21 protein-coding genes and 1 pseudogene are annotated in these 25,551 nt (G+C 72.3%); 13 read left to right on the forward strand and 9 right to left on the reverse strand.

Annotated elements, in window-relative coordinates:
* Positions 1–23 precede the first annotated feature (23 nt).
* A complete protein-coding gene (locus tag ACZ63H_RS11205) occupies positions 24–1,040 on the reverse strand; it encodes a phosphotransferase (protein ID WP_469863690.1) in 1,017 nt (338 codons plus the stop codon).
* Between the two features lie 542 nt (positions 1,041–1,582).
* Between ACZ63H_RS11205 and pdhA the strand changes: the two genes are divergently transcribed.
* The 3 genes from pdhA to ACZ63H_RS11220 are packed head-to-tail and all read left to right on the forward strand — an operon-like array spanning position 1,583 to position 5,199.
* Positions 1,583–2,800: a pyruvate dehydrogenase (acetyl-transferring) E1 component subunit alpha gene (gene pdhA / locus ACZ63H_RS11210; protein ID WP_469863692.1), complete on the forward strand. Its 1,218-nt coding sequence runs from the start codon at positions 1,583–1,585 to the stop codon at positions 2,798–2,800.
* A 1-nt stretch (position 2,801) separates the two neighbouring features.
* Entirely contained in the window at positions 2,802–3,779 is a 978-nt protein-coding gene (locus tag ACZ63H_RS11215) for an alpha-ketoacid dehydrogenase subunit beta (protein ID WP_469863694.1), read from the forward strand.
* Positions 3,780–3,789: 10 nt separating this feature from the next.
* Positions 3,790–5,199 carry a dihydrolipoamide acetyltransferase family protein gene (locus ACZ63H_RS11220; RefSeq protein ID WP_469863696.1) on the forward strand — a complete coding sequence of 470 codons (1,410 nt, stop codon included), beginning with the start codon at positions 3,790–3,792 and terminating at the stop codon, positions 5,197–5,199.
* Between the two features lie 89 nt (positions 5,200–5,288).
* On the opposite strand, the gene ACZ63H_RS11225 is transcribed toward ACZ63H_RS11220, so the two are convergent.
* The gene (locus ACZ63H_RS11225) at positions 5,289–6,191 is read right to left on the reverse strand and encodes a D-alanyl-D-alanine carboxypeptidase family protein (RefSeq protein ID WP_469863697.1); all 903 of its coding nucleotides are present in this window, start codon (positions 6,189–6,191) and stop codon (positions 5,289–5,291) included.
* 195 nt (positions 6,192–6,386) lie between these two features.
* Here ACZ63H_RS11225 and ACZ63H_RS11230 point away from each other — a divergent pair, with 195 nt between their 5' ends.
* A complete protein-coding gene (locus ACZ63H_RS11230; RefSeq protein ID WP_469863699.1) occupies positions 6,387–7,061 on the forward strand; it encodes a GntR family transcriptional regulator in 675 nt (224 codons plus the stop codon).
* A complete protein-coding gene (locus ACZ63H_RS11235) occupies positions 7,058–8,365 on the forward strand; it encodes an MFS transporter (protein WP_469863700.1) in 1,308 nt (435 codons plus the stop codon). Before ACZ63H_RS11230 ends, ACZ63H_RS11235 begins: the two co-directional genes overlap by 4 nt.
* Before the next feature lie 44 nt (positions 8,366–8,409).
* Here the strand turns inward: ACZ63H_RS11235 and ACZ63H_RS11240 are convergent, their stop codons facing one another.
* On the reverse strand, positions 8,410–9,234 hold the full coding sequence (locus tag ACZ63H_RS11240; RefSeq protein WP_469863702.1) for a maleylpyruvate isomerase family mycothiol-dependent enzyme: 825 nt from the start codon (positions 9,232–9,234) through the stop codon (positions 8,410–8,412).
* A gap of 184 nt (positions 9,235–9,418) precedes the next feature.
* On the opposite strand from ACZ63H_RS11240, the gene ACZ63H_RS11245 reads away from it, so the two are divergent.
* Positions 9,419–10,219: a carbon-nitrogen family hydrolase gene (locus ACZ63H_RS11245; protein WP_469863703.1), complete on the forward strand. Its 801-nt coding sequence runs from the start codon at positions 9,419–9,421 to the stop codon at positions 10,217–10,219.
* A 31-nt stretch (positions 10,220–10,250) separates the two neighbouring features.
* Here ACZ63H_RS11245 and ACZ63H_RS11250 read toward each other — a convergent pair whose 3' ends face one another.
* Positions 10,251–10,745, reverse strand: coding sequence for an LURP-one-related/scramblase family protein (locus ACZ63H_RS11250; protein ID WP_469863704.1), 495 nt, complete (start codon positions 10,743–10,745; stop codon positions 10,251–10,253).
* 227 nt (positions 10,746–10,972) lie between these two features.
* On the opposite strand from ACZ63H_RS11250, the gene ACZ63H_RS11255 reads away from it, so the two are divergent.
* Both ACZ63H_RS11255 and ACZ63H_RS11260 read left to right on the forward strand, forming a co-directional pair.
* On the forward strand, positions 10,973–11,833 hold the full coding sequence (locus ACZ63H_RS11255; protein WP_469863706.1) for a calcium-binding protein: 861 nt from the start codon (positions 10,973–10,975) through the stop codon (positions 11,831–11,833).
* Positions 11,834–11,927: 94 nt separating this feature from the next.
* Positions 11,928–13,748: a thioredoxin-like domain-containing protein gene (locus ACZ63H_RS11260; RefSeq protein WP_469863708.1), complete on the forward strand. Its 1,821-nt coding sequence runs from the start codon at positions 11,928–11,930 to the stop codon at positions 13,746–13,748.
* 10 nt (positions 13,749–13,758) lie between these two features.
* Here the strand turns inward: ACZ63H_RS11260 and ACZ63H_RS11265 are convergent, their stop codons facing one another.
* The 3 genes from ACZ63H_RS11265 to ACZ63H_RS11275 form a co-directional block, all read right to left on the reverse strand.
* The gene (locus tag ACZ63H_RS11265) at positions 13,759–14,016 is read right to left on the reverse strand and encodes a hypothetical protein (protein ID WP_469863709.1); all 258 of its coding nucleotides are present in this window, start codon (positions 14,014–14,016) and stop codon (positions 13,759–13,761) included.
* A gap of 118 nt (positions 14,017–14,134) precedes the next feature.
* Positions 14,135–15,433 (reverse strand): M18 family aminopeptidase, encoded by a 1,299-nt coding sequence (locus tag ACZ63H_RS11270; RefSeq protein ID WP_469863710.1) that lies wholly within the window; start codon positions 15,431–15,433, stop codon positions 14,135–14,137.
* Between the two features lie 115 nt (positions 15,434–15,548).
* Entirely contained in the window at positions 15,549–17,375 is a 1,827-nt protein-coding gene (locus ACZ63H_RS11275; RefSeq protein ID WP_469863846.1) for an acyl-CoA dehydrogenase, read from the reverse strand.
* A 264-nt stretch (positions 17,376–17,639) separates the two neighbouring features.
* On the opposite strand from ACZ63H_RS11275, the gene ACZ63H_RS11280 reads away from it, so the two are divergent.
* The 3 genes from ACZ63H_RS11280 (at position 17,640) to ACZ63H_RS11290 (ending at position 20,334) form a co-directional block, all read left to right on the forward strand.
* Positions 17,640–18,110 (forward strand): SseB family protein, encoded by a 471-nt coding sequence (locus tag ACZ63H_RS11280; RefSeq protein ID WP_467935675.1) that lies wholly within the window; start codon positions 17,640–17,642, stop codon positions 18,108–18,110.
* Between the two features lie 110 nt (positions 18,111–18,220).
* Positions 18,221–19,192, forward strand: coding sequence for a pirin family protein (locus ACZ63H_RS11285; protein WP_469863712.1), 972 nt, complete (start codon positions 18,221–18,223; stop codon positions 19,190–19,192).
* Between the two features lie 86 nt (positions 19,193–19,278).
* Positions 19,279–20,334 carry an AI-2E family transporter gene (locus tag ACZ63H_RS11290; protein WP_469863714.1) on the forward strand — a complete coding sequence of 352 codons (1,056 nt, stop codon included), beginning with the start codon at positions 19,279–19,281 and terminating at the stop codon, positions 20,332–20,334.
* A gap of 9 nt (positions 20,335–20,343) precedes the next feature.
* Here ACZ63H_RS11290 and ACZ63H_RS11295 read toward each other — a convergent pair whose 3' ends face one another.
* Entirely contained in the window at positions 20,344–22,515 is a 2,172-nt protein-coding gene (locus ACZ63H_RS11295) for a SpoIIE family protein phosphatase (protein ID WP_469863715.1), read from the reverse strand.
* 196 nt (positions 22,516–22,711) lie between these two features.
* Between ACZ63H_RS11295 and aspS the strand changes: the two genes are divergently transcribed.
* The gene (gene aspS / locus ACZ63H_RS11300; RefSeq protein ID WP_469863717.1) at positions 22,712–24,475 is read left to right on the forward strand and encodes an aspartate--tRNA ligase; all 1,764 of its coding nucleotides are present in this window, start codon (positions 22,712–22,714) and stop codon (positions 24,473–24,475) included.
* Between the two features lie 14 nt (positions 24,476–24,489).
* On the opposite strand, the gene ACZ63H_RS11305 is transcribed toward aspS, so the two are convergent.
* Positions 24,490–25,182, reverse strand: a complete 693-nt coding sequence (locus ACZ63H_RS11305) for a nucleotidyl transferase AbiEii/AbiGii toxin family protein (protein ID WP_469863718.1) — start codon at positions 25,180–25,182, stop codon at positions 24,490–24,492.
* Between the two features lie 118 nt (positions 25,183–25,300).
* Between ACZ63H_RS11305 and ACZ63H_RS11310 the strand changes: the two are divergent.
* A pseudogene (locus tag ACZ63H_RS11310) lies at positions 25,301–25,540 on the forward strand (pectate lyase family protein); the annotation flags it as partial.
* Between the last annotated feature and the right edge of the window lie 11 nt (positions 25,541–25,551).

The raw sequence follows: 25,551 nt of genomic DNA on the forward strand, positions 1-25,551 counted from the left end.
GGCGTTCACCGCCCGCCGGCCGTTCACCCCACGAACGCGTCGCACACCGCGTCGTACTCGCGCGTCCACCACACCGCGAGCGCCGACGCGGCCGGGAACTGGCAGTCCGCGCGCGTGTCGCCGCGCTCGTAGTGCCAGCGCAGCATCCAGAAGTCGTTCAGCCGCTCCCACCACACGCGGTGCACGGCCGCGGCCAGCTCCGAGGGCGTGGCACCGGCCGCGCGCCGGTACGCGCGCGCGTAGGCGCGCACCTTCGGCAGGTGCAGCCGCCCGGAGGGCCGCACGAAGAAGAGGGCGGCGGCGCGCACGGCCTCCTCCGCGCGCGGCTGCACCCCGAGCCGGTCCCAGTCCACGATGGCGGCCGGGGCGTCGTCCTTGTAGAGCAGGTTGAACGGGTGGAAGTCGCCGTGCACCCAGCCCACCGGTCCGCCGCGCGGCGGGCGCCGGTCCGCGTGCCGCTCCAGCAGGGCGCGGCGTTCCAGCAGCCGGTGCCGGGCGAGCTCGTCGAAGGCGTCGGCGGGCCGGCGCCGCCGCACCCGCGCGAGCAGGGCGTCGATGAGGGCGAAGGTGCCGGCCGGATCGGCGCTCTCCACGGGGTGCGGGCCCGTCGCCGGGCGGGTGCGGCCCTTGGGCGGCATCACCCGCTCCAGACAGGCGTGGACGGCCCCCAGGAGCGCGCCCAGGCGGGCGCTCTCGGCGCGGGTGAGCTGGCCGCCGTCGCGGTGCCCGCCGTCGATCCAGGGGTGCAGGGCGTAGGCGTGGCCGCCGACGACCGCGACCGTGCGGCCCCCGCGGTGCGCGAGCGGCGGGGCGACGGGGACGCCGAGGTCGGCCAGGCGCCGGGTGGCCCGGTGCCGGCGCTCGATGGCGGCCGGGTCGGCGGTGTCCGGATCGAAGTGGTGCTTGAGGAAGTAGCGGCCGCGGGTGGTGCGCAGCCGGTAGCCGCGGTTGAGCAGCCCCTGGTCAACCGGCTCGCAGGCGAGGGCGGTACCCGCGGCATACAGGCGCAGCAGGGCGCCCAGAGGGGGCGCGTGAAGCACGGCAGGTGGTACACATGAGCGCGGCACGCGCCAGATGCTAGGGCACGCGAGGCGGCCGTGAGCTGGGCGTTGTCACGGGCTGTCATCGCCGGTCGCTTTCGGATACCGCTCGGGCATTTCCTCGCGCATACGGGTGACGGTGACGGCCGTCCGGTAACGCCACCGCAATGCGCACTCCGCCAACCGGGCGGTAATAACGGGATTTCTCCCGCTTTGTGTACGAGTCCCGTTTCACATGAAACCCTTCCCGTGACCTGGGTCGGCGGGATAACGTGCGCTTGCTCGGGCCTGTCGCAAGGCTGTGACCAGCGCGCTTTCCCACCACCTCGATTTACTTGGAAATCCAAGCAAAATCGCAGGTCAAACGGGGTTTCACAGAAATGTGGGGCACTGGGTAACGTGATGGTTGCAGGGCGCTCGCCGGGGCACCTGTCACGCCTGTTCCCGGCCGAGTGGCACCCACCCCGTGCCCGGTGGTCGAAACAGGTGAGCCGCACTGGCCTACCGGCAACCCCGGGGGCCGGAACGACGGAGGAGCACACGTGACCGTGGAGAGCAGTGCCGCGCGCAAGCCGCGACGCACCGCCGCAGGCAAAGCCGGCACCACCGGCAGCAAGACCGGAGCCACCGGCACCAAGCGCACCACCCGTACCACCCGCAGTACCGCGAAGAAGAGCGCCGACCCCGACCTCGTGCAGCTCCTGACCCCGGAGGGCGAGCGGGTCGAGAACGCCGAGTACGGCGGCTACGTCGCCGGCATCACCCCCGAAGAGCTGCGCGGCCTGTACCGCGACATGGTGCTCACCCGCCGCTTCGACGCCGAGGCCACCGCCCTGCAGCGCCAGGGCGAACTGGGCCTGTGGGCCTCCCTGCTGGGACAGGAGGCCGCCCAGATCGGCTCGGGCCGCGCCACCCGTCCGGACGACTACGTCTTCCCGACCTACCGCGAGCACGGCGTCGCCTGGTGCCGCGGCGTGGACCCGACCAACCTGCTCGGCATGTTCCGCGGCGTGAACAACGGCGGCTGGGACCCGAACGGCAACAACTTCCACCTGTACACGATCGTCATCGGCTCCCAGACGCTGCACGCCACCGGCTACGCGATGGGTGTGGCCAAGGACGGCGCGGACTCGGCGGTCATCGCCTACTTCGGCGACGGCGCCTCCAGCCAGGGCGACGTGGCCGAATCGTTCACCTTCTCCGCGGTCTACAACGCCCCCGTGGTGTTCTTCTGCCAGAACAACCAGTGGGCGATCTCCGAGCCGACCGAGAAGCAGACCCGCGTCCCGCTGTACCAGCGCGCGCAGGGCTACGGCTTCCCGGGCGTCCGGGTCGACGGCAACGACGTGCTGGCCTGCCTCGCGGTCACCAAGTGGGCGCTGGAGCGCGCCCGCAACGGCGAGGGCCCCACGCTGGTCGAGGCGTACACCTACCGCATGGGCGCCCACACCACCTCCGACGACCCCTCCCGCTACCGGGGCGACGAGGAGCGGCTGGCCTGGGAGGCGAAGGACCCGATCCTGCGCCTGCACCGCTACCTGGAGGCGTCGAACCACGCGGACGAGGGATTCTTCGCGGAACTCGAGGCCGAGTCCGAGGCGTTGGGCAGGCGAGTGCGCGAAGCGGTCCGCGCCATGCCCGACCCGGACCGGTTCGCCCTCTTCGAGAACGTGTACGCGGACGGACACGCGCTCGTGGACGAGGAGCGCGCCCAGTTCGCTGCCTACCAGGCGTCGTTCGCCGATGAAGGGGGTCACTGAGATGGCCGAGAAGATGGCGATGGCCAAGGCCATCAACGAGTCGCTGCGCCGCGCCCTGGACGCCGACCCCAAGGTCCTGGTCATGGGCGAGGACGTCGGCAAGCTCGGCGGTGTCTTCCGGGTGACGGACGGCCTGCAGAAGGACTTCGGCGAGAGCCGGGTCATCGACACCCCGCTCGCCGAGTCCGGCATCGTCGGCACCGCGATCGGCCTGGCCCTGCGCGGCTACCGCCCGGTGGTGGAGATCCAGTTCGACGGCTTCGTCTTCCCGGCCTACGACCAGATCGTCACCCAGCTCGCCAAGATGCACGCCCGCTCGCTGGGCAAGGTCAAGATGCCGGTCGTCGTCCGCATCCCCTACGGCGGCGGCATCGGCGCGGTCGAGCACCACTCGGAGTCCCCGGAGGCGCTGTTCGCCCATGTGGCCGGCCTCAAGGTCGTCTCCCCGTCGAACGCCTCGGACGCGTACTGGATGATGCAGCAGGCCATCCAGAGCGACGACCCGGTGATCTACTTCGAGCCCAAGCGGCGCTACTGGGACAAGGCCGAGGTCGACCCCGAGGCGATCCCGGCGCCGCTGCACAAGGCGCGCGTCGTCCGCGAGGGCACGGACCTGACCCTGGCGGCCTACGGCCCGATGGTGAAGCTCTGCCAGGAGGCCGCCGCCGCGGCGGCCGAGGAGGGCCGCTCCCTGGAGGTCCTGGACCTGCGCTCGGTCAGCCCGCTGGACTTCGACGCCGTCCAGGCCTCGGTGGAGAAGACCCGCCGCCTGGTCGTGGTGCACGAGGCGCCGGTGTTCTTCGGCTCCGGCGCGGAGATCGCCGCCCGGATCACCGAGCGCTGCTTCTACCACCTGGAGGCACCGGTCCTCAGGGTCGGCGGCTACCACGCCCCGTACCCGCCGGCCCGCCTGGAGGAGGAGTACCTGCCCGACCTGGACCGCGTGCTCGACGCCGTCGACCGCTCGCTGGCGTACTGAGGAGAGGGACGTGACGACGATGACGGATGCGTCCGTACGCGAGTTCAAGATGCCCGACGTGGGCGAGGGGCTCACCGAGGCCGAGATCCTCAAGTGGTACGTCCAGCCGGGCGACACGGTCACCGACGGCCAGGTGGTCTGCGAGGTGGAGACGGCGAAGGCGGCCGTCGAACTGCCCATCCCCTACGACGGCGTGGTCCGGGAACTGTGCTTCCCCGAGGGCACCACGGTGGACGTGGGCACGTCGATCATCACGGTCGCCGTGGCCGGCGCCGCCGCGCCCGAGGCGCCCGCCGAGCAGCCGGCGGCGGAGCCCGCCCCGGCCGCCGAGGAGCCGAAGCCGGAGGCCCGCCAGCCCGTCCTGGTCGGCTACGGCGTGGCCACCACCTCCACCAGGCGCCGCCCGCGCAAGGGCCCGCAGACCGGTGGCACGGGAGCGGCGCAGGCGATCCAGGCCGAGCTGAACGGCCACGGCGGCACGGTCGCCGAGAAGTCCCGCCCGCTGGCCAAGCCGCCGGTGCGCAAGCTGGCCAAGGACCTGGGCGTCGACCTGGCCGCGATCACCCCCTCCGGCCCGGACGGCGTGATCACCCGCGAGGACGTGCACGCCGCGGCCGCCCCGCCGGCCGCCGAACCGGCCGCCCAGGCCCAGGCCCCGGCCGCGCCCGCCCCGGCCGCCGCACCCGCGGTCCCGGCGCCCGCGGCGTCGTACGACACGGCGCGCGAGACGCGCGTCCCGGTCAAGGGCGTGCGCAAGGCCACCGCGCAGGCGATGGTCGGCTCGGCGTTCACGGCCCCGCACGTCACCGAGTTCGTGACGGTGGACGTGACCCGCACCATGCGGCTGGTCGACGAGCTGAAGCAGGACAAGGACATGCAGGGCCTGCGGGTCAACCCGCTCCTGCTGATCGCCAAGGCCCTGCTCGTCGCCATCAAGCGCAACCCGGGGATCAACGCCTCCTGGGACGAGGCGAACCAGGAGATCGTCCTCAAGCGCTACGTCAACCTGGGCATCGCGGCGGCCACCCCCCGGGGCCTGATCGTCCCGAACATCAAGGACGCGCACGACAAGACGCTCCCGCAGCTGGCCGAGGCGCTGGGCGAGCTGGTGACGACGGCCCGCGAGGGCAAGACCTCGCCGGCCGCGATGCAGGGCGGCACGGTGACCATCACCAACGTCGGCGTCTTCGGCGTGGACACGGGCACCCCGATCCTCAACCCGGGCGAGTCGGCGATCCTCGCGGTCGGCGCGATCAAGCTCCAGCCGTGGGTCCACAAGGGCAAGGTGAAGCCGCGCCAGGTCACCACCCTGGCCCTCAGCTTCGACCACCGCCTGGTCGACGGCGAACTGGGCTCGAAGGTGCTGGCGGACGTGGCGGCGATCCTGGAGCAGCCGAAGCGGTTGATCACCTGGGCGTGACCGCCCGCGCCGGGTGGTCCGCGACACCTGGAGGGAACACGAAGGGGCCCGCCGCTCGCCGCGGCGGGCTCCTTCGTCACGCGTGCGCGTCAGCCGAGGCGCGCGAAGCCGTAGTTGAGGAGCTTCTTGGCGTCCGCCTCGCGGTTGGCGATGGAGGAGGAGGCGAGGACGGTGCCGATGACCGTCTTGTTCTTCCGGGTCGCGGCGAAGACCAGGCAGTACTTGGCCTCCGGGCCGGAGCCGGTCTTCACGCCGATGGTGCCGCTGTAGCTGCTGAGCAGCCCGTTGGTGTTCTTCCACGGCGCCATCGTGCGGGTGCCGCCCGACTTGGTCTGGGTCTTGGCGGTGTACGACTTGGTCTTGACGATCGTGCGGAACGTGGAGCTCTTCATCGCGCTGCTGGCGATCTTCGTCAGGTCGCGCGGCGTCGAGTAGTTCTTGCCGTTGCCGATGCCGTCGAAGGAGTCGAAGTGGGTGTTCTTCAGGCCCAGGTTCTTGGCGGCGGTGTTCATCTTGCCGATGAAGTTGCTCACGCGCGCCGCCCGGGTCGAGCCGGAGCCGTACTTGTCGGCGAGCGCGTAGGCCGCGTCGCAGCCGGACGGCAGCATCAGCCCGTACAGCAGCTGACGGACGGTCACCCGGTCGCCGACGATCAGGTGGGCCTGGGAGGCGTTGTTCTTGACGACGTAGTCGCTGTACGCCTTCTGGATCGTGACCTTGGAGTCCAGGTTGAGGTTCTTCTGCGCGAGCACGACCTTGGCGGTCATGATCTTGGTGGTGGAGCCGGTGGCCAGCCGGGTGTCCGCCTTCTTCGTGAACAGCGACGAGCTGTTGGCGTTGTTCATCAGGTACCCGCCCTTGGCCACGATCGAGGGCGCGGTGACGGCCTGTGCGGGCGCCGCGGTGAGGGCACCGGTGGCGGCCAGCGCGCCGGCGGTGACGGTGACGACGGCGGCTTTGCGAAGACTGGTGCCCTTAATGCCGGTAATCAACTGATGTACCCCGAATGTGTTGAATGCCCCTGGTGTGCGGCCGAGTTGAGGTGGGTGCGAAAAAGGGGCCGCATGTGTGTGACACGTAAGTAGCACAGAAGGTTGTGCGGTTCCCGGGTGAGGGGTGATGAATCGCCACGTCCGCATGATGGACGGCTCCCCCGCTTGCGTACGTGTTGTATCTATCCTGTGGGCATGAGAACGGCCGTCGAGCACTCCGCGCCCCAGTCCCTCAAGCAGCCACCCGCCGCCGACCGTGTGTACGCCCATGTCAAACAGGGCGTGCTCGACCGCCGCTACGAGGGCGGCACGCTGCTCACCGAGGGCGAGCTGGCCGAGGCCGTGGGGGTCTCGCGGACGCCCGTCCGGGAGGCGCTGCTGCGGCTGGAGGTCGAGGGCCTGCTCCGCCTCTACCCGAAGAAGGGCGCCCTGGTCCTGCCGGTCTCCGCGCAGGAGATCGCCGACGTGGTGGAGACCCGGCTGCTGGTCGAGGAGCACGCGGCCCGCAAGGCCGTCCCCGCCCCGCCGGGCCTGCTGGAGCGGCTGACCGAGCTGCTGGAGCGGCAGAAGGCACAGGCCGCCGCCGGTGACCTGGCCGCCGCCGCGGTCACCGACCGCTCCTTCCACGCCGAGATCGTGCGCAGCGGGGGCAACGAGATCCTCTCCCGCCTCTACGACCAGCTGCGCGACCGCCAGCTGCGGATGGGCGTCGCCGTCCTGCACTCCCACCCCGACCGGATCGCCAAGACGCTCGCCGAGCACGAGGAGATCCTGAACGCGCTGCGCGCCGGGGACGCCGAGGCGGCCGTCGGGATCGTGCACCGGCACGTGAGCTGGTTCTCGCACCTCGCGCGAGGTGAGGTCCGATGAGCGCCACGGCGCGCAACGCCACCCTTCCGGGAGACCCCCCGGGGGGCCGCCGGGCGGTCGCCGTGTGGTCCACCGGCGTGGCGGTCTACTTCGTGGCCGTCATCTTCCGTACGTCCCTGGGGGTGGCCGGCCTCGACGCGGCGGACCGCTTCCACGTCAACGCCTCCGCCCTGTCCACGTTCTCCATACTCCAGCTGCTGGTCTACGCGGGCATGCAGATACCCGTCGGCCTGCTGGTCGACCGGCTCGGCACCAAGAAGGTGCTGAGCATCGGCGCGCTGCTGTTCACCGCCGGACAGCTGGGCTTCGCCTTCTCCCCCTCCTACGGCACCGCGCTCGCCTCCCGGGCACTGCTGGGCTGCGGCGACGCGATGACCTTCATCAGCGTGCTGCGGCTGGGCACCCGCTGGTTCCCGGCCCGGCGCGGTCCGCTGATCGCGCAGCTCGCGGGACTGATCGGCATGGCGGGCAACCTGGTCTCCACCCTGCTCCTGGCCCGGCTGCTGCACGGCATCGGCTGGACCCCCGCGTTCGCGGGCAGCGCGCTGGCGGGCGCGGTCGTCCTGGTGCTGACCCTGCTGTTCCTCAAGGACCACCCCGAGGGACAGGAACCGCAGCCGTCCCCGCACCGGGGCGCCGCCTACGTCCGCGGGCAGATCGCCGCGGCCTGGCGGGAGCCGGGCACCCGGCTCGGCCTGTGGGTGCACTTCACCACCCAGTTCCCGGCGATGGTGTTCCTGCTGCTGTGGGGCCTGCCGTTCCTCGTCGAGGCGCAGGGCCTCAGCCGCGCCACGGCCGGTGAACTGCTCACCCTCGTCGTGCTGTCCAACATGGTGATCGGCCTGGTCTACGGCCAGATCGTCGCCCGCCACCACGCGGCGCGGCTGCCGCTGGCGCTCGGCACGGTGGGCGCGACCGCGCTGCTGTGGGCGGCGACCCTCGCCTACCCCGGGCGGCACGCGCCGCTGTGGCTGCTGGTGACGCTGTGCGCGGTGCTCGGCGCGTGCGGGCCGGCGTCCATGCTCGGCTTCGACTTCTCCCGGCCCGCCAACCCGCCCGAGCGGCAGGGCACGGCGTCCGGCATCACCAACATGGGCGGCTTCATCGCCTCCATGACCACGCTGTTCGCGATCGGCGTGCTGCTGGACGCGACCGGGGACGACTACACCGTGGCGTTCGGCTCCGTGTTCGTGCTGCAGGCGCTCGGGGTGAGCCAGATCCTGCGGCTGCGGGGGCGGGCGGCCCGGCGGGAACGGGAGCGGCTGATCTCCAGCCGCGTGGAGACGGTGCACGTTCCCGCCTAGGCGCCCGCGGTGCCCGCTGCCCGGTGGCCGCGGCCGGGGCGGGGCTACGGCGTGACCGCGAAGTGGCGCAGGATCGCCGCCGCCAGGTCCTGGTCGCCCTCCGTCTTCACCCGGTCCCCCACCGCCTCCGGGGAGACCCGGCCGCAGGCCAGGCGGACGTAGGTCTCCCAGTCCAGGGTGAGCGTGGCGGCGGGGCCGAGGGCGGGGACGGTCTCCACCGTGCCCCGGCCCTGGATGTCGACGCGGACCGTGCGCAGGAACTCGACCGGGCCGTGCACGTCGAACACGATCGCCGAGCTGCGCGGGGCGTCGGCGTCCCGCGCGACGACCTTGGGCAGCGCGTCCAGCAGCACGTCCCGGGTGACGTACGCGCCCGGCGAGTCCAGGTTGCCGGGGCGGCCGAGGGCCGTGCGCAGGTCCTGCTCGTGCACCCACACGTCGAAGGCCCGCATCCGGTAGGACTGCTCCAGGGTGATCTCCTTGCCGAGCGGTCCGCGCACCAGGGTCCCGGGGTCCCGGGACTCGCCCCGGAGCTGGCGGTTGCGGCGGATGACCGTGTACTCCAGCTCGGCCGTCATCTCCGGCGCGGTGTGGTGGCGGCGGACGTCGACCTGCATCTCCATGTAGCGCTGGTGCTCGGTGGCGACGTGGAAGAGGTCGCGCGGCAGGGCGTGGATGGGGCGCGGGTCCCCGAGCATCTCGCAGTCCATGCCGATGACATGGGAGACGATGTCGCGCACCGACCAGCCGGGGCACGGGGTCCGCCGGTTCCACTCGCCCTCGACGAGCGACTGCGCCATCTCGGATATCGCTTCGATGGAGTGCGTCCAGGCGTCGGCGTAGGGCTGGAGAGTGGGATGCAGACTCACGGAACGGGACCCCTCGGCGGTCGGTACACGGGCGGGTTTGCGGCGGCGTTGCCGGCGGACGGCGGCTGCACTTCGGCGGGTGTCTTGAGACGCTAAGTTACGCTGCGGAAAGGCACCCCGGCAGTGCTTTCGTGTGACGATCGTAGGCCCGTGTGGACGACTCGAAACCCAGGACGGTGGTAGTGTGCGCGCCTCGCTGATCCAGACAGCCGTGGACGAGAGGGAGCCGGTCGACTCCCGGCGGCAGCGCGTGGCCGCGCTGGTGCGGGAGCAGAGCGGCGCCGACCTCGTCGTCCTCCCGGAACTGTGGACCACCGGAGCCTTCGCCTACGAGGAGTTCGGCCGCGAGGCCGAGCCGCTCGAAGGCCCGACGTACGAGACGATGGCCAAGGCGGCGAGCGACGCGGGCGTGTGGCTGCACGCGGGCTCCATCCCGGAACGGGACCCCGAGGGCCCCCTCTACAACACCTCCCTCGTCTTCTCCCCCTCCGGTGAACTGGCCGCGGCCTACCGCAAGATCCACCGCTTCGGCTTCGACAAGGGCGAGGCCGTGCTGATGGGCGCGGGCCGGGACCTGGTGACGGTCCGGCTGCCCGGCACCACCATCGGCGTGGCCACCTGCTACGACCTCCGTTTCCCCGAACTCTTCCGCTCCCTCGTCGACGCGGGCGCCGAGACGCTGGTGATCCCGGCGGGCTGGCCCGAGCGGCGGCGCGCGCACTGGACGCTGCTGGCCCGGGCGCGGGCGGTGGAGAACCAGGCGTTCGTGCTCGCCTGCGGAACGGCCGGGACGCACGCCGGGGTTCCGCAGGCGGGTCACTCGATCGTGGTGGACCCGTGGGGCGAGGTGCTCGCGGAGGCCGGCTCCGGCGAAGAGGTCCTCACGGTCGACATCGACCCGGCGAAGGTGGCCGCGACCCGCGAGCAGTTCCCCGCCCTGAAGGACCGGGTCCTGGGCCTGGAGCCGCCCCGGCAGCGGGGCTGAGCGCCCTCGCCGAAGCCGCGTCCGACCCGGATCAGTCCTCCGCTCCCTCCTTCTCGGAGAGGTGGATGACGCACACCGCCACCGCGATCAGCAGCGCCGGGTCGGCGTCCTCCCGGACGACGTCCACGCCGTAGGTGTCGCGGACGGCCAGCCAGCGGCGGGAGATCACCGCGAGCAGTTCGCCGTCGTACTCGACGGCGAACTCCCGGTCCAGGATCTTGCCGCTGACGTCCAGCTCGGTGCCGTCCACCAGGGCGACCCGGTAGTGGTTGCGCAGCAGGGACAGCCGCTTGCGCCGGATCCGGGCCAGGACCTCGCCGTCCCGTTCGATCACCATGGTGTCGCGCAGCGCGAACATCTTCTGGTGGATGTCGATCAGGACCCGCCCCCCGGCGTCCTTCAGCTCGAAGGTGTCCCGCAGCCGCATGGCCTTGCCGTCGACGAGGTAGACCTTGCGGCCGTGCTCGTCCTCGATCCACCAGTCGTCACCGATGCCGAGGATCCGGTCGCGTACGAGGAATCTCATACGGAACAGGCTTCCCCGGCGACGGGCGATCGTCACAAAGCCGTCATACCCGCCGACGGGACCGTGCCGCGCCTCCGGGCGTCCGGCCGGCGGAATCCGTCCGGCCGCGCGGTGACGGCCGGATGAACTTCCCGTGCGCAGGGTGCCGTTGCCCAACCGGGCGGGTGGGAAGCGAGTCGGAAGGTACGCAAGGCGCACGACCGCGCACGTCCTTTCGGAGGTTTCCCATGCCCGTCCGTCCCGCCCGCAGCCGGGCGCTCCGCGCCGTTCCGGCGGCGATGCTGGTCCTCGGCACGGCCCTGGCCGTCCCGCTCACCCTGGCCGGCGCCGCCGGCGCCGCCACGGCCCCGGCCACCGCCGAGGTCAACGAGTACGACTGGCAGCTCACCTACCGGGCCGCCGCCGGCCAGACCAACAAGGCCACCGTCACCGCGACGCCCACCGCGGACCGCGCGGGCATCACCTACCTCATCGACGACGTGGTGCCGGTCGAGGCGGGCCACGGCTGCGCCCATCCCGTCGCCGCGGACCGCACCAAGGTCTCCTGCACGGTCACCGGCGTGGACAGCCAGGACCCCTACGCCGCCCTGGTCATGAACCTCGGCGACCGCGACGACACGGTCGCGTACGAGAACGGCACCGACCAGATCTACTCCTACGCCCAGATCTCGCTGGGCGCCGGCGACGACAGGGCGACCGACTCGGGCCGCCTCGACGGCGCCTACGTCTCGGGCGACGCGGGCGACGACACCCTCACGGTCGGCAAGGAGGGCCTGGCCTGGGGCGGCGACGGCAACGACACGATCAACGCGTCCGGCGGCGGCAACATCGCGCAGGGCGGCAGGGGCGACGACACGCTGCGCGGCGGCTCCGGGGGCCAGTACCTGTCCGGCGACAACGGCAAGGACACGATCACCGGCGGGGCCGGTGCCGACAGCCTCTACGGCGGCAAGGGCAACGACGTGCTGTACGGCAACAGCGGCAACGACACCCTCTACGGCAACAGCGGCGACGACCGGCTCTACGGCGGAGCGGGCCGCGACACCCTCTCCGGCGGCCCCGGCCGGAACGTGGTCCGCCAGGACTGACTCCCCGGTCGGTCGTCCCCGGCCGGGCCCCGCCGGGCCGGGTCGTCCACGGGCGCCCGAACGTCCGCCGGCGCCGGGTGGCACCCTTGGTTCCATGACCGACTCCGCACCCCGACGCGCCCGAGTACGCGCCCCCGAGCTGATCGGCAAGGGCGGCTGGCTGAACACGGGCGGCCAGCAGTACACCCTTGCCGACCTGCGCGGACGCATAGTCGTCCTGGACTTCTGGACCTTCTGCTGCATCAACTGCCTGCACGTCCTGGACGAGCTGCGCGAGCTGGAGGAGAAGCACCGGGACACGCTGGTGGTGATCGGGGTGCACTCGCCGAAGTTCGCCCACGAGGCCGACCACCGGGCGGTCGTGGACGCCGTCGAGCGCTACGGCGTGGCGCACCCGGTCCTGGACGACCCGGAGCTGGCCACCTGGAAGCAGTACGCGGTGCGCGCCTGGCCCACCCTCGTGGTGATCGACCCCGAGGGGTACGTCGTCGCGCAGCACGCCGGCGAGGGCCACGCGCACGCCATCGAGCGCCTGGTCGGGGAGCTGGAGGCCGAGTACGGGGCGAAGGGCACCCTGCGCCGCGGCGACGGCCCCTACGTACCGCCGGAGCCCGAGCCGACGACGCTGCGCTTCCCCGGCAAGGCGCTGCTGCTGCCGTCGGGGAACCTCCTGGTCAGCGACACCACCCGGCACCAGCTGGTGGAGCTGGCCGAGGACGGCGAGACGGTCGTGCGCCGGCTCGGCACCGGCACGCGCGGCTTCGCCGACGGCGGCCCGGACCGGGCGTCCTTCAACGAGCCGCAGGGCCTCGCCCTGCTGGACGACGGTTCGGTGGTGGTCGCCGACACCGTCAACCACGCCCTGCGCCGGCTGGACCCGGCCACCGGCGAGGTGACCACCCTGGCGGGCACCGGCAGGCAGTGGTGGCAGGGCTCGGCGACCTCGGGCCCGGCCCGCGAGGTGGACCTCTCCTCCCCGTGGGACGTGGCGGTCTTCGGCGGCAGGGTGTGGATCGCGATGGCGGGCGTCCACCAGCTGTGGACGTACGACCCGGCCGAGCGGACGGTCGCGGTGGCGGCCGGCACCACCAACGAGGGCCTGGTGGACGGTCCCGCCGCCGAGGCGTGGTTCGCCCAGCCCTCCGGCCTCGCGGCCACCGCCGACCGGCTGTGGCTCGCCGACTCGGAGACGAGCGCCCTGCGCTGGGTGGACACCGACGGGCGGGTGCACACCGCCGTCGGCACCGGCCTGTTCGACTTCGGCCACCGGGACGGCGCCGCGGAGCAGGCCCTCTTCCAGCACCCGCTGGGCGTCACCGCCCTGCCGGACGGCTCGGTCGCCGTCGCGGACACCTACAACCACGCGCTGCGCCGCTACGACCCGGCCACCGGCGAGGTCACCACGCTCGCCACCGATCTGCGCGAGCCGAGCGACGCCGTCCTCGTGGGCGAGGACATCGTGGTGGTGGAGTCGGCCCGGCACCGGCTGACCCGGCTGAGGCTGCCCGAGGAGGCGGTGCGCGTGGAGTCGGTCGCCCACCGCACCCGGCGGGCGGCCACCGAGGTCGCACCCGGCCGCCTGGCCCTGGACGTGATCTTCCAGGCCCCGGCCGGCCAGAAACTCGACACCCGCTACGGCCCCTCGACCCGTCTGCTGGTCTCCGCCACCCCGCCCGAGCTGCTGCTCAAGGGCGAGGGAGCGGACACGGACCTGTCCCGCGAGCTGGAACTGAACCCGGCCGTGCCCGAGGGCGTCCTGCACGTCTCCGCCATGGCCGCGAGCTGCGACGACGACCCCGCCAACCCGTATCCCGCCTGCCACGTGCACCAGCAGGACTGGGGCGTCCCGCTCCGCCTCGCGGCGGGCGGGACGGACCGCCTGCCGCTCGTCCTGGCGGGCATGGACGAGCAGTAGGCGAAGTCCGTCAGACGCCGTAGCCGTCCGTGTAGCCGTCGACGCGGTGGTGGTGGCGGTGGGGCTCCTCCTCCACCACCGGTGTGGCCGGCGGGACGACCACGCGGCGGCGGCGGGCGATCCCGCTGAACGTCGCGACGCCGATCAGGCCGACGGCCATGAGGATCAGGCCGACGACGGTGACGTTGACGCCCTTCATGTGCCAGTCGGTCGCGAACGTCAGAATGGCCCCCACGCCGATGAGGATGATGCATCCGCCGAGACCCATGAGACCTCGCCTCCCCTTCCGGTGCCGGAATCTCCGGTGCCGTCCGGGTACCCGGTGGGGTCGCGGCTAGGCCCCGCCGCCGAATCCGGTGCGCGCGGCGGGAGTTCGGCGCGGGGGCCTAGCCCTCCAGGAAGGCCGTCAGGGCGTTCGCGAGGAGGAACGGGTCGTCGGCGCCGCACAGTTCGCGGACGCTGTGCATGGAGAGGATCGCCACGCCGATGTCCACCGTGCGGATGCCGTGCCGGGCCGCGGTGATCGGGCCGATGGTGGTGCCGCACGGCATGGAGTTGTTCGAGACGAAGGTCTGGAACGGCACGCCCGCCTTCTCGCAGGCCGCGGCGAACACCGCGCGCCCCGAACCGTCGGTCGCGTAGCGGTTGTTGACGTTGACCTTGAGGATCGGGCCGCCGTTGACCCGCGGGTGGTGCGTCGGGTCGTGCCGCTCGGCGTAGTTGGGGTGCACGGCGTGACCGGTGTCGGAGGACAGGCAGACCGAGCCGGCGAAGGCGCGGGCCCGGTCCTCGAACGTGCCGCCGCGCGCGAGCACCGAGCGCTCCAGGACGGAGCCGAGCAGCGGGCCGTCCGCGCCGGTGTCCGACTGGGAGCCGTTCTCCTCGTGGTCGAAGGCGGCCAGCACCGGGATGCGGGGCAGCGGGGCGCCGGAGGCCGCGACGGCGGCGAGGGCGGCGGCACCGGCGTGCACGGACAGCAGGTTGTCCATGCGCGGACCGGCGACCAGCTCCCGGTCCCGGCCGAGGTAGGCCGGCGGTTCCACCGGGTGGGTCATCAGGTCCCAGCCGGTCACCGAGCCCGCGGCCAGCCCGGCCTCCCGCTCCAGGAAGGCGATCAGGTCCCCGTCGCGCACGTCGTCGCCGAGGCCCCACACCGGCTGCAGGTGCCGCTGCTTGTCGAGCTTCAGCCCCTCGGAGCCGACCGTCCGGTCCAGGTGGATGGCGAGCTGCGGCACCCGCAGCAGCGGCCGGTCCACGTTGACCAGGACGGAGGAGCCGTCCCGCAGGGACAGCCGCCCGGCCAGCCCGAGGTCGCGGTCCAGCCAGGAGTTGAGCAGCGGGCCGCCGTAGATCTCCACGGCGACCTGGCGCCAGCCGTGCGCCCCGCTGTCCGGGCGCGGCTTGATCCTCAGGCTCGGGGAGTCGGTGTGCGCGCCGACGATGTGGAACGGGGTGTGCGGCTCGGCCCCCTCGGGCACGTACCAGGCCACGATCGCGCCGCCGCGCAGCACGTACCTGCCGCCGTGCGTCCCGTCCCAGGCGTCCGTCTCCGCGACCTGCCGGAAGCCCGCCTTCTCCAGCCGCTCGGCGGTGTTCGCCACGGCGTGGTACGGCGACGGGCTCGCCGCCAGGAAGGACATCAGGTCGTCGGTGTGGCCGCGGTCGAAGCGGGCTGGTGCGCTCATGGGATTCACCTTAACGACGTGCACGGGCCCGCTCCCGGAAAGAGAGCGGGCCCGCGCGAGGAATCGACGGGGACGTCCGGAACGTCGGAAAACCGGACGCCCGGAACGCCGGGACCTAGAAGGCGGCCTCGTCCAGCTCCATCAGGTCCAGCTCGACGTTGCCGGCGACCTTGCGGGCGAGGGTGACGCCCGGCAGGACGTTCGCCGCGAAGAACTTCGCCGCGGCGATCTTGCCGGTGTAGAACGCCTTGTCCTTCGCCGAGGCGGTGGCCAGCTTCTCGGCGGCGATCGCGGCGCCCTTGAGCAGGAGGTAGCCGACGACCACGTCACCGGAGGCCATGAGCAGGCGGGTGGTGTTCAGGCCGACCTTGTAGATGTTCTTGGTGTCCTGCTCGGTGGCGGCGAGGTCGGTCAGCATCACGCCGACGATCGCCTCCAGCTCCACGGCGGCCTTGGCCAGCTGCTCCCGGGCGCCGGCCAGCTCCTCGCCGCCGGTGCCGAGCGCCAGGAACTTCTTGATGTCCTCGGCGAGGGAGTTCAGCGCGGCGCCCTGGTTGCGGACGATCTTGCGGAAGAAGAAGTCCTGGCCCTGGATCGCCGTGGTGCCCTCGTACAGGGTGTCGATCTTGGAGTCCCGGATGTACTGCTCGATCGGGTACTCCTGCAGGAAGCCGGAGCCGCCGAAGGTCTGCAGCGACTGGGCGAGCTGCTCGTAGCCCTTCTCGGAGCCGTAGCCCTTGACGATCGGCAGCAGCAGGTCGTTCAGCGCGTGCTCGGCGGAGGCGTCCTCGCCGTTCGCCTCCTTGATCTGGATGGCGTCCTGGATCGAGGCGGTGTACAGCACCAGGGCGCGCATGCCCTCCGCGTAGGCCTTCTGGGTGATCAGCGCGCGGCGCACGTCGGGGTGGTGGGTGATGGTGACCTTGGGCGCGGTCTTGTCCATGAAGTTCGCCAGGTCCGGACCCTGGACGCGCTCCTTGGCGTACTCCAGCGCGTTCAGGTAGCCGGTGGACAGCGTGGAGATCGCCTTCGTGCCGACCATCATGCGGGCGAACTCGATGATGCGGAACATCTGGCGGATGCCGTCGTGCTTGTCGCCGATCAGCCAGCCCTTGGCGGGGTGCCGGTCGCCGAAGGTCATCTCGCACGTGTTGGACGCCTTCAGGCCCATCTTGTGCTCGACGTTGGTGGCGTAGACGCCGTTGCGCTCGCCCAGTTCGCCGGTCTCGAAGTCGAACAGGTACTTCGGCACGAGGAAGAGGGACAGGCCCTTGGTGCCGGGGCCGGCGCCCTCGGGGCGCGCGAGCACGTAGTGGAGGATGTTCTCCGACATGTCGTGCTCACCCGAGGTGATGAAGCGCTTCACGCCCTCGATGTGCCAGGAGCCGTCCTCCTGCTGGACCGCCTTGGTGCGGCCGGCGCCCACGTCCGAGCCCGCGTCGGGCTCGGTGAGTACCATCGTGGAGCCCCACTGCTTCTCGGTGGCGATCTTCGCGATGTGCTTCTGGACCTCGTTGCCCTCCTCGAAGAGGATGCCGGCGAACGCGGGGCCCGAGGAGTACATCCACACGGCCGGGTTGGCGCCCAGGATCAGCTCGGCGTAGGCCCAGATCAGGGAGCGGGGCGAGGTGGTGCCGCCGATCTCCTCGGGCAGGCCGAGCCGCCAGTACTCGGAGTCCATGTAGGCCTGGTAGCTCTTCCTGAACGACTCCGGGACCGGCGCGGTGTTGGTCTCCGGGTCGAAGACCGGCGGGTTGCGGTCGGCGTCGGCGAAGGACTCGGCCAGCTCGTTCTCCGAGAGGCGGGTCATCTCCTCCAGGATGCTCTTGGCGGTCTCGACGTCCATCTCCTCGAACGGGCCGGTGCCGTACACCTTGTCGCGCCCGAGTACTTCGAAGAGGTTGAACTCGATGTCGCGGAGATTCGACTTGTAGTGCCCCATGGCGACGGCTCCGTAGAGGGATCGGCGAGGCACTGACTCCTCGCACCTAGTTCACGTACCAACAAGTAGCTACGATGATGCTACCCGCCGGTAATAAGACGCAACCCCGATCCGGTCATCTGTGACGCGTCTCAAGTACCGCCGCGGGTGCCTTGTACATGCCAGGTGCATGCCCCTCCGGGGCGCGCCGTGAACGCCTTCGGGGCCGGGGTTTCGGCGCCGTGGCCCACCCGGGGGGCGGGGCGGCTCGGTACGCTTCTGCCCATGTACGGCTACGACCAGAACGTGGGCGCCCAGCAGCAGTACGCCCCGCCGCAAGCGCAGATGCCGGGCGGGTACGGCCAGCAGCCGCCGCTCTATCCGGAGCCGTCCCCGCCCTCGCTCGCGGACGCGGTGCGCGCGTTCACCACCGGGCAGATGGCCGCCGAGGACTTCCAGCAGATCTTCGCCACCTCCAAGGTGTACTGCCCGCGCGGCGACACCCCGGGCTTCCTCGCCCTGCACAACACCCAGCAGCCGGTGATCCCGATGTTCACCTCGCTGAAGGAGCTGCGCCGGTACGCGGGCAAGGAGTCCAAGTACTTCGTGATCACCGGCGCGGAGGTGATCGACCTGCTGCCGACCGGCTACGGCTTCGTCCTGGACATGGAGGGCGAGCACCGGATCGTCTTCGACGCCAAGGCGGTCGAGCAGATGGTCGACTTCGCGATGCGCCGCATGTACGGCGGCGGCTGAGCCGCCACCCGGACGCGGGCCCGGAGGGAATTCCCTCCGGGCCCGTACCGTTGTGGGTGGCAGAAAGTTCAACGCTCAACTAAAGTGGGCGTACCAAGGAGGTACCCGCCATGCCCGCAGTGACCGTCGAGAACCCGTTGACGCTGCCCCGAGTGACCGCTCCCGCCGACGCCGTGGCACGTCCCGTGCTGACCGTCACGACCGCCCCGAGCGGTTTCGAGGGGGAGGGATTCCCGGTGCGCCGGGCGTTCGCGGGGATCAACTACCGCCACCTCGACCCGTTCATCATGATGGACCAGATGGGGGAGGTGGAGTACGCGCCGGGCGAGCCCAAGGGCACCCCCTGGCACCCGCACCGCGGCTTCGAGACCGTCACCTACATCATCGACGGCGTCTTCGACCACCAGGACTCGCACGGCGGTGGCGGCACCATCACCAACGGCGACACCCAGTGGATGACGGCCGGCTCCGGCCTGCTGCACATCGAGGCGCCGCCGGAGTCCCTGGTCGTGTCCGGCGGTCTCTTCCACGGCCTCCAGCTGTGGGTGAACCTCCCCGCCAAGGACAAGATGATGGCCCCGCGCTACCAGGACATCCGCGGCGGCACGGTCCAGCTGCTCGCCTCCCCCGACGGCGGCGCGCTGCTGCGGGTCATCGCCGGCGAGCTGGACGGCCACCAGGGCCCCGGCGCCACCCACACGCCCATCACGATGATCCACGCGACCCTCGCCCCCGGCGCGGAACTCACCCTGCCGTGGCGGGAGGACTTCAACGGCCTGGCGTACGTCCTCGCGGGCCGCGGCAGCGTCGGCACGGAACGCCGTCCGGTCCGCCTCGGCCAGACGGCCGTCTTCGGCGCCGGCTCCGCGCTGACCGTCCGCGCGGACGAGAAGCAGGACGCGCACACCCCCGACCTGGAGGTCGTCCTCCTCGGCGGCCGGCCCATCCGGGAGCCGATGGCCCACTACGGCCCGTTCGTCATGAACACCAGGGACGAACTGGTGCAGGCCTTCGAGGACTTCAAGAAGGGCCGCTTCGGGCAGATCCCGGCGGTGCACGGCATGACCGAGGACGGCATCTGATCCCTCCCGGCGTCCGGACGGGCCGATGTCGCCCGTCCGGACCCGTGCGGCGGGACAGCCGGCGGGCGGCGTGATCGGCTGGGACCGTGCTCCTGCTGCCCGAACCCGTGCGCCGGCTCGCCGCCTGGTGCGTCGTCCTGCTGCTCGTCGCCGCGGTGGGCTGGGTCGGCGTCCAGCTCTGCGGTGAGCTGCGCACCGCCGTCACGCCGGTGCTGCTCGCCCTGCTCGGCACCGCGCTGCTCGGGCCGCTGTACCGGTGGCTGGTGCGGGCCCGGGTGCAGCCCTCGGTGGCGGCCGGGCTCACCTGCGTCGCCGTGGTGGCGGTCGTCGGCGGCGCCGTCTACATCGTCGTCGCCGCCCTCGTCGACACCGGCGCGCAGATCCTCGCCTCGCTGCGCAGTGCCGCCCAGGCCGTCGCCCGGCACTTCGGGGCCGCCGGCACCGGGCTGGACGACCTCGCCCCCCACGCGCGCGAACTGCTGCGCAGGTTCGGCGGGACGGCCGCGTCCAACGTGATCAGCGGGGTGAGCCTGGTCGCCGAGAGCATCGCCATGGCCGTGCTCGCGCTGCTGCTCGTCTTCTTCTTCCTGCGCGACTCCCACCGGGCCCTGGCCGGCCTGCGCGCCCTGGCGCCCGGCGACCGCGCCGACACCGCGGAGGCCGTCGCCCGGCGGGCCTTCGCCGCGGTGGAGGGGTTCATGCGCGGGACGACCCTCATCGCGCTCATCGACGCCGTGTGCATCACCGTCGGCCTGCTGGTGCTCAGGGTGCCCGGCGCGATCGGGCTCGGCGCGCTCGTCTTCGTCGGCGCCTACATCCCCTACCTCGGCGCCTTCATCTCCGGCGCGGTGGCCGTGCTGGTCGCCCTCGCCGACCGGGGCCTCGTGATCGCGCTGTGGGCGTTCGGGGTGGTGCTCGCGGTGCAGGTGCTGGAGGGGCACGTGCTGCAACCGGTGATCCAGAGCCGGACCGTGCAGATGCACCCGGCCCTGGTGCTGGTGGCGATCACCGCGGGCGCCTCCGTCGCGGGCATCCTCGGCATGCTCCTCGCGGTACCGGTGACCGCGGCGGTCTTCGGGGTCTGGGCCGAACTCCGGGACCGCCGCGGCGAAGGGCCGGCCGACGGCCCGGGCGCCGCGTGAGGACAGGCCCTAGCGGACGCACGACCCCGGCGGCCTGCCGGGTGCCCCCGCGCCCTCCCGGAGTTCGAACCAGATGCTCTTGCCCTCGCCCCTGGGGGCCACCCCCCACGCGTCCGCGAGGAGTTCGACCAGCATCAGGCCGCGGCCGGAGGAGGCCAGTTCGCCGGGGCGGCGCTTGTGCGGGAGGTCGTCGCCGGTGTCGAAGACCTCCACCCGCAGCCGCCGCCCGTCCGTGCCGCGGAGCACCTCGGCGAGCAGCAGCGCGTCGGCGTCGGTGTGCACCAGCACGTTGGTGATCATCTCGGAGACCAGCAGCACCGCCGAGTCCACCTGCTCCGCCGAGGCCCAGTCGTGCAGCAGTTCGCGCAGGTGCTGGCGGGCCTCGGCGATCCGGTCCGGCTCGTCCTGGGCCACCGACAGCAGGGTGCGCCGCACCGGCGGCCCCGCCGGGACGGTGCCGCCGCGCCCGCGGGCGGCCGCCGGCCGGCACAGCAGCAGGAGCGCGATGTCGTCCTCGCGCCGGTCGGCCAGCGGGCCGGGGGTGTGGTGCGAGGACGGCCCGTGCACCGCCTGCACCAGGGCGTCGGCCAGCGCCTCCAGGTCCTCCTGGCGGTACTCGCCGGCCCGGTGGTCCTCCAGCGGCTCGCGCAGCCTGCGCCAGCCGCTCTCCAGGTCGTGCCCGCCGGTCTCGATCAACCCGTCGGTGCACAGCATCAGCGTCTCGTCGGGTTCGAGCGTGAACCGGGTCGTCGGGTAGTCGGCGTCCGGGTCGACGCCCAGCGGCAGCCCGCCCGCCGTCGGCCGCATCATCACCGTGCCGTCCGCCATCCGGATCACCGGGTCCGGGTGCCCGGCGCGGGCGATCTCCAGCATGCCGGTCACCGGGTCGGCCTCCACGTACAGGCAGGTCGCGAACCGCGGGTCGGCCAGGCCGTCGGGCCCGCTGCCGTCCGTGACCCCGTGCAGGAAGCGGGCCGCGCGGGAGAGGACGGCGTCCGGGCGGTGTCCCTCGGCGGCGTAGGCGCGCAGCGCGATCCGCAGCTGGCCCATGATCCCGGCCGCGCGCACGTCGTGCCCCTGGACGTCCCCGATGACCAGCGCGAAGCGGCCGGAGGGCAGCGGGATCATGTCGTACCAGTCGCCGCCGACCTGGAGTCCGCCGCCGGTCGGGATGTACCGGGCGGCGATCCGCATCCCCGGGATCTCCGGGCCCAGCGACGGCAGCATGGAGCGCTGCAGGCCCTGCGCCAGCTCCCGCTCGGACTCGGCGGCGCCGGCCCGCGACAGCGCCTGGGCGAGCATCCGGGCGACCGTGGTGAGGACCGCGCGCTCGTCGGGGGTGAACGCCACCGGGTAGGTGAACGCGGCCATCCAGGCGCCCCTCGTGCGCCCGGCGGCCGTCAGCGGCAAAAACGCCCAGGAGCGGCGGCCGAAGCGGCGGGCCAGCGGCCAGGTGGCCGGGTAGCGGTCCCGGTACTCCTCCGGGGAGGAGAGGTAGACGGCCCGTCCGGTGCGGACCACCTCGGCGGCCGGGTAGTCGGTGTCCAGCGGCATGTGGGAGAAGGGGCCCATGTCGCCGGGCTGGTGTCCGTGCTGGCCGGTGATCGTCAGCCGGTCGCCCTCCACGCCGTAGACCACGAGCCCGTCCGGGGAGAAGCCCGGCATCGACAGGCCCCCCGCCACCCGCAGCACCTCGGCCGTGGACCGGGCCTCCGCCAGCGCCCGGCCCGCGTCCAGCAGGAACGCCTCCCGGGAGCGCCGCCAGTCGCCGGTCACCGCGCTGCGGGCCGCCGCCGTGCCCGGGGCGGGCTCGGTCACCTCCTGGAGGGTGCCGATCAGCTCGTAGGTGCGCCGCTCGGGGTCGAAGGAGGGCTTGGACCGGCTGCGCACGACCCGCAGGATGCGGCCGTCGGCGTCCATGACCCGGATCCGGACCTCGGCGAGGGTGCCCTCGGCGACGGCGAGCCGCACGACCCCGGTGATCTCGTTCCAGTCGACGGGGTGCAGCCGGGCACGGACCCGGGCCTCGGTGAGGGTGACCCGCTCGGCGGGCAGCCCGAGCAGCCGCGCCGCCTCCGCGTCCAGGGCGACCAGTCCCGCGGCCGTGTCCCAGTGCCACAGCCCGGTCGCGAGGGCGGCGAGGACCTCCCCGACGGACGGCAGGGGCTCGCCTGTACGCATTGCCCCACTTTATGGAGAGGTGAGCGGTGGGTGCCACCTGATGGGACGACGGCCGGCGCCCGGTGCGGGGACGGCTGCCGCCCGGTGGGCGGGCGGGAACGGTGGGGAGCCGTTCTTGGGGTGCCCGGTACCCTTGGGATGGCCTAGGCCGTACCCGCCTGGCGACACCCGATCCGCACAGACTGGATGAACGACGATGCATCGGTACAGGTCCCACACCTGCGGCCAGCTCCGCGCCTCTGACGTCGGCACCGACGTCCGGCTGAGTGGCTGGCTGCACAATCGGCGCGACCTGGGCGGCATCCTCTTCATCGATCTGCGCGACCACTACGGCATCACGCAGCTGGTCGCCCGCCCCGGCACCCCGGCCTACGAGGCCCTCGACACGATCTCCAAGGAGTCCACGGTCCGCGTCGACGGCCGCGTCGTCTCCCGTGGCACCGAGAACGTGAACCCCGACCTGCCCACCGGCGAGATCGAGGTCGAGGTCGCCGAGGTCGAGCTGCTCGGCGCGGCCCAGCCGCTGCCCTTCACGATCAACACCGAGGACGGGGTCAACGAGGAGCGGCGCCTGGAGTACCGCTTCCTGGACCTGCGCCGCGAGCGCATGCACCGCAACATCATGCTGCGCACGGCGGTCATCGGCGCCATCCGCCAGAAGATGACCGCGCTCGGCTTCAACGAGATGGCCACCCCGATCCTGACGGCGACCTCCCCCGAGGGCGCCCGTGACTTCGTGGTCCCCTCCCGGCTGCACCCGGGCCGGTTCTACGCCCTGCCGCAGGCCCCGCAGCAGTTCAAGCAGCTGCTGATGATCTCCGGCTTCGACCGCTACTTCCAGATCGCGCCCTGCTTCCGCGACGAGGACGCCCGCGCCGACCGCTCGCCGGGCGAGTTCTACCAGCTCGACGTCGAGATGAGCTTCGTCGAGCAGGAGGACGTCTTCCGGCCCATCGAGCAGCTCATGACCGAGCTGTTCGAGGAGTTCGGCGGCGGCCGTCACGTCACCTCCCCCTTCCCGCGCATCCCGTTCCGCGAGGCGATGCTCAAGTACGGCTCCGACAAGCCGGACCTGCGCGCCAAGCTGGAGCTGGTGGACATCACCGACGTCTTCGAGGGCTCGGAGTTCAAGGCGTTCGCCGGCAAGCACGTGCGCGCCCTGCCCGTGCCGGCCGTCCAGGACCAGCCGCGCAAGTTCTTCGACCAGCTCGGCGACTTCGCCGTGTCGCTGGGCGCCAAGGGCCTGGCCTGGGTCCGCGTCGGCGAGGACGGCACGCTGTCCGGCCCGATCGCGAAGTTCCTCACCGAGGAGAACGTCGCCGAGCTGACCAAGCGCCTGTCGCTGGCCCCCGGCCACGCGGTCTTCTTCGGCGCGGGCGAGTTCGACGAGGTCTCCAAGATCATGGGCGCGGTCCGCGTCGAGGCCGCCAAGCGCGCCGGCCACTTCGAGGAGAACGTCTTCCGGTTCTGCTGGATCGTCGACTTCCCGATGTTCGAGAAGGACGAGGAGACCGGCAGGATCGACTTCTCGCACAACCCGTTCTCGATGCCGCAGGGCGGCATGGAGGCACTGGAGTCCCAGGACCCGCTGGACGTCCTGGCCTGGCAGTACGACATCGTCTGCAACGGCGTGGAGCTGTCCTCCGGCGCGATCCGCAACCACGAGCCGGACATCATGCTGAAGGCGTTCGAGATCGCGGGCTACGACCGCGAGACCACCGAGCGCGAGTTCGCGGGCATGCTCCGCGCGTTCCGTTTCGGCGCCCCGCCGCACGGCGGCATCGCCCCCGGCGTGGACCGCATCGTCATGCTCCTCGCGGACGAGCCCAACATCCGCGAGACGATCGCCTTCCCGCTCAACGGCAACGCCCAGGACCTGATGATGGGCGCCCCGACCGAGCTGGAGGAGTCCCGCCTGCGCGAGCTGCACCTGGACATCCGCAAGCCGCAGCCGAAGTAACAAGACCGCGGGGCTCAGCCGCCCTGCTCGTCGGACGGCGCGTCCGGGGACGCGCCGTCCTCCAGCAGCCGTTCCGCGATGTCGTCGGACCACTGCTGGGCCCAGACGCGTAGGGCGGCGATGTCGTCCCCGGACAGGCCGTAGCGGAGGAAGTCCCGGTCGGCGTAGAAGTCCGTGCCCGTCAGCCGCGACTGGAGGGTGGGCAGGTCGAACGGGTCGTGGGCGTGCCGACGGCCCAGCTCCTCCAGGTCCGGCAGCGAGAACCGGGCCGCGCAGGCGCGGGCGTCGACGAGGTCGACGGCCGCGCCCCGGTCGTACAGCGCCCGGATCTTCGTTCCCACGGCGTCCGCGAGGCCGAGCGCCGGACCGTACCCGGTCTGCTCCGGCGGCTGCCAGAACGTCTCCTTGTGCAGCGCGAGCGCGCACCGCTCGCCGGTGGGCGGGTCGGTGACCGTCAGGCGCGCGGTCAGCGCGGTGACCGCGCCGGTGTCCACCCGCCGCCCCCGTTCCTCCAGGGCCGCGCCGACGGCGGCGGCGAGCCGCTCCATGGCCTCGGGGCTCTCGGTGGCCAGGTCCACGTCGGAGTGCGGCCGGCCGAGCAGTCCGTGCGCCTGGAGGGCGTAGCCGCCGGCCAGCACCAGACCGTACGGGCCGCCCGCCCGGGCGGCGTCCGCGAGGAGCCGGCGATGGGGTTCGGGGATGTCCACGCGGACGATTCTGCGGCCTTCCGCCCCCGGCGGGCGACGCCCGGCCGGGGGGCGCGGAGAATTCCCGCGGCGACGGCAACCTCCCGGTCCCCGGCGGCCACTGAGGAGTCGTCAGACACGTACGCCGTCCGGCGGCGAGGTCGCCAAGCCGCTCGGCGGCGACGGCACCGGCTCGGTCGCGGGTAGCGGCAATCTGGTCAACGGCACGGCCACCGACCTGGTCGCCGCGTACCACGCCGCCGGCTCGAAGAAGATCAGGACGACCGTGGACTGGACCCCGGCGTTCACCGCGGGCCTGGAGTCCTCGGCGAAGAACCTGCCGGCACAGCTGGAGGACACGACCGGCGCGGGCGTCCTGAGGCAATCCCG

It is taken from the genome of Streptomyces sp. NPDC104831, from assembly GCF_055583025.1.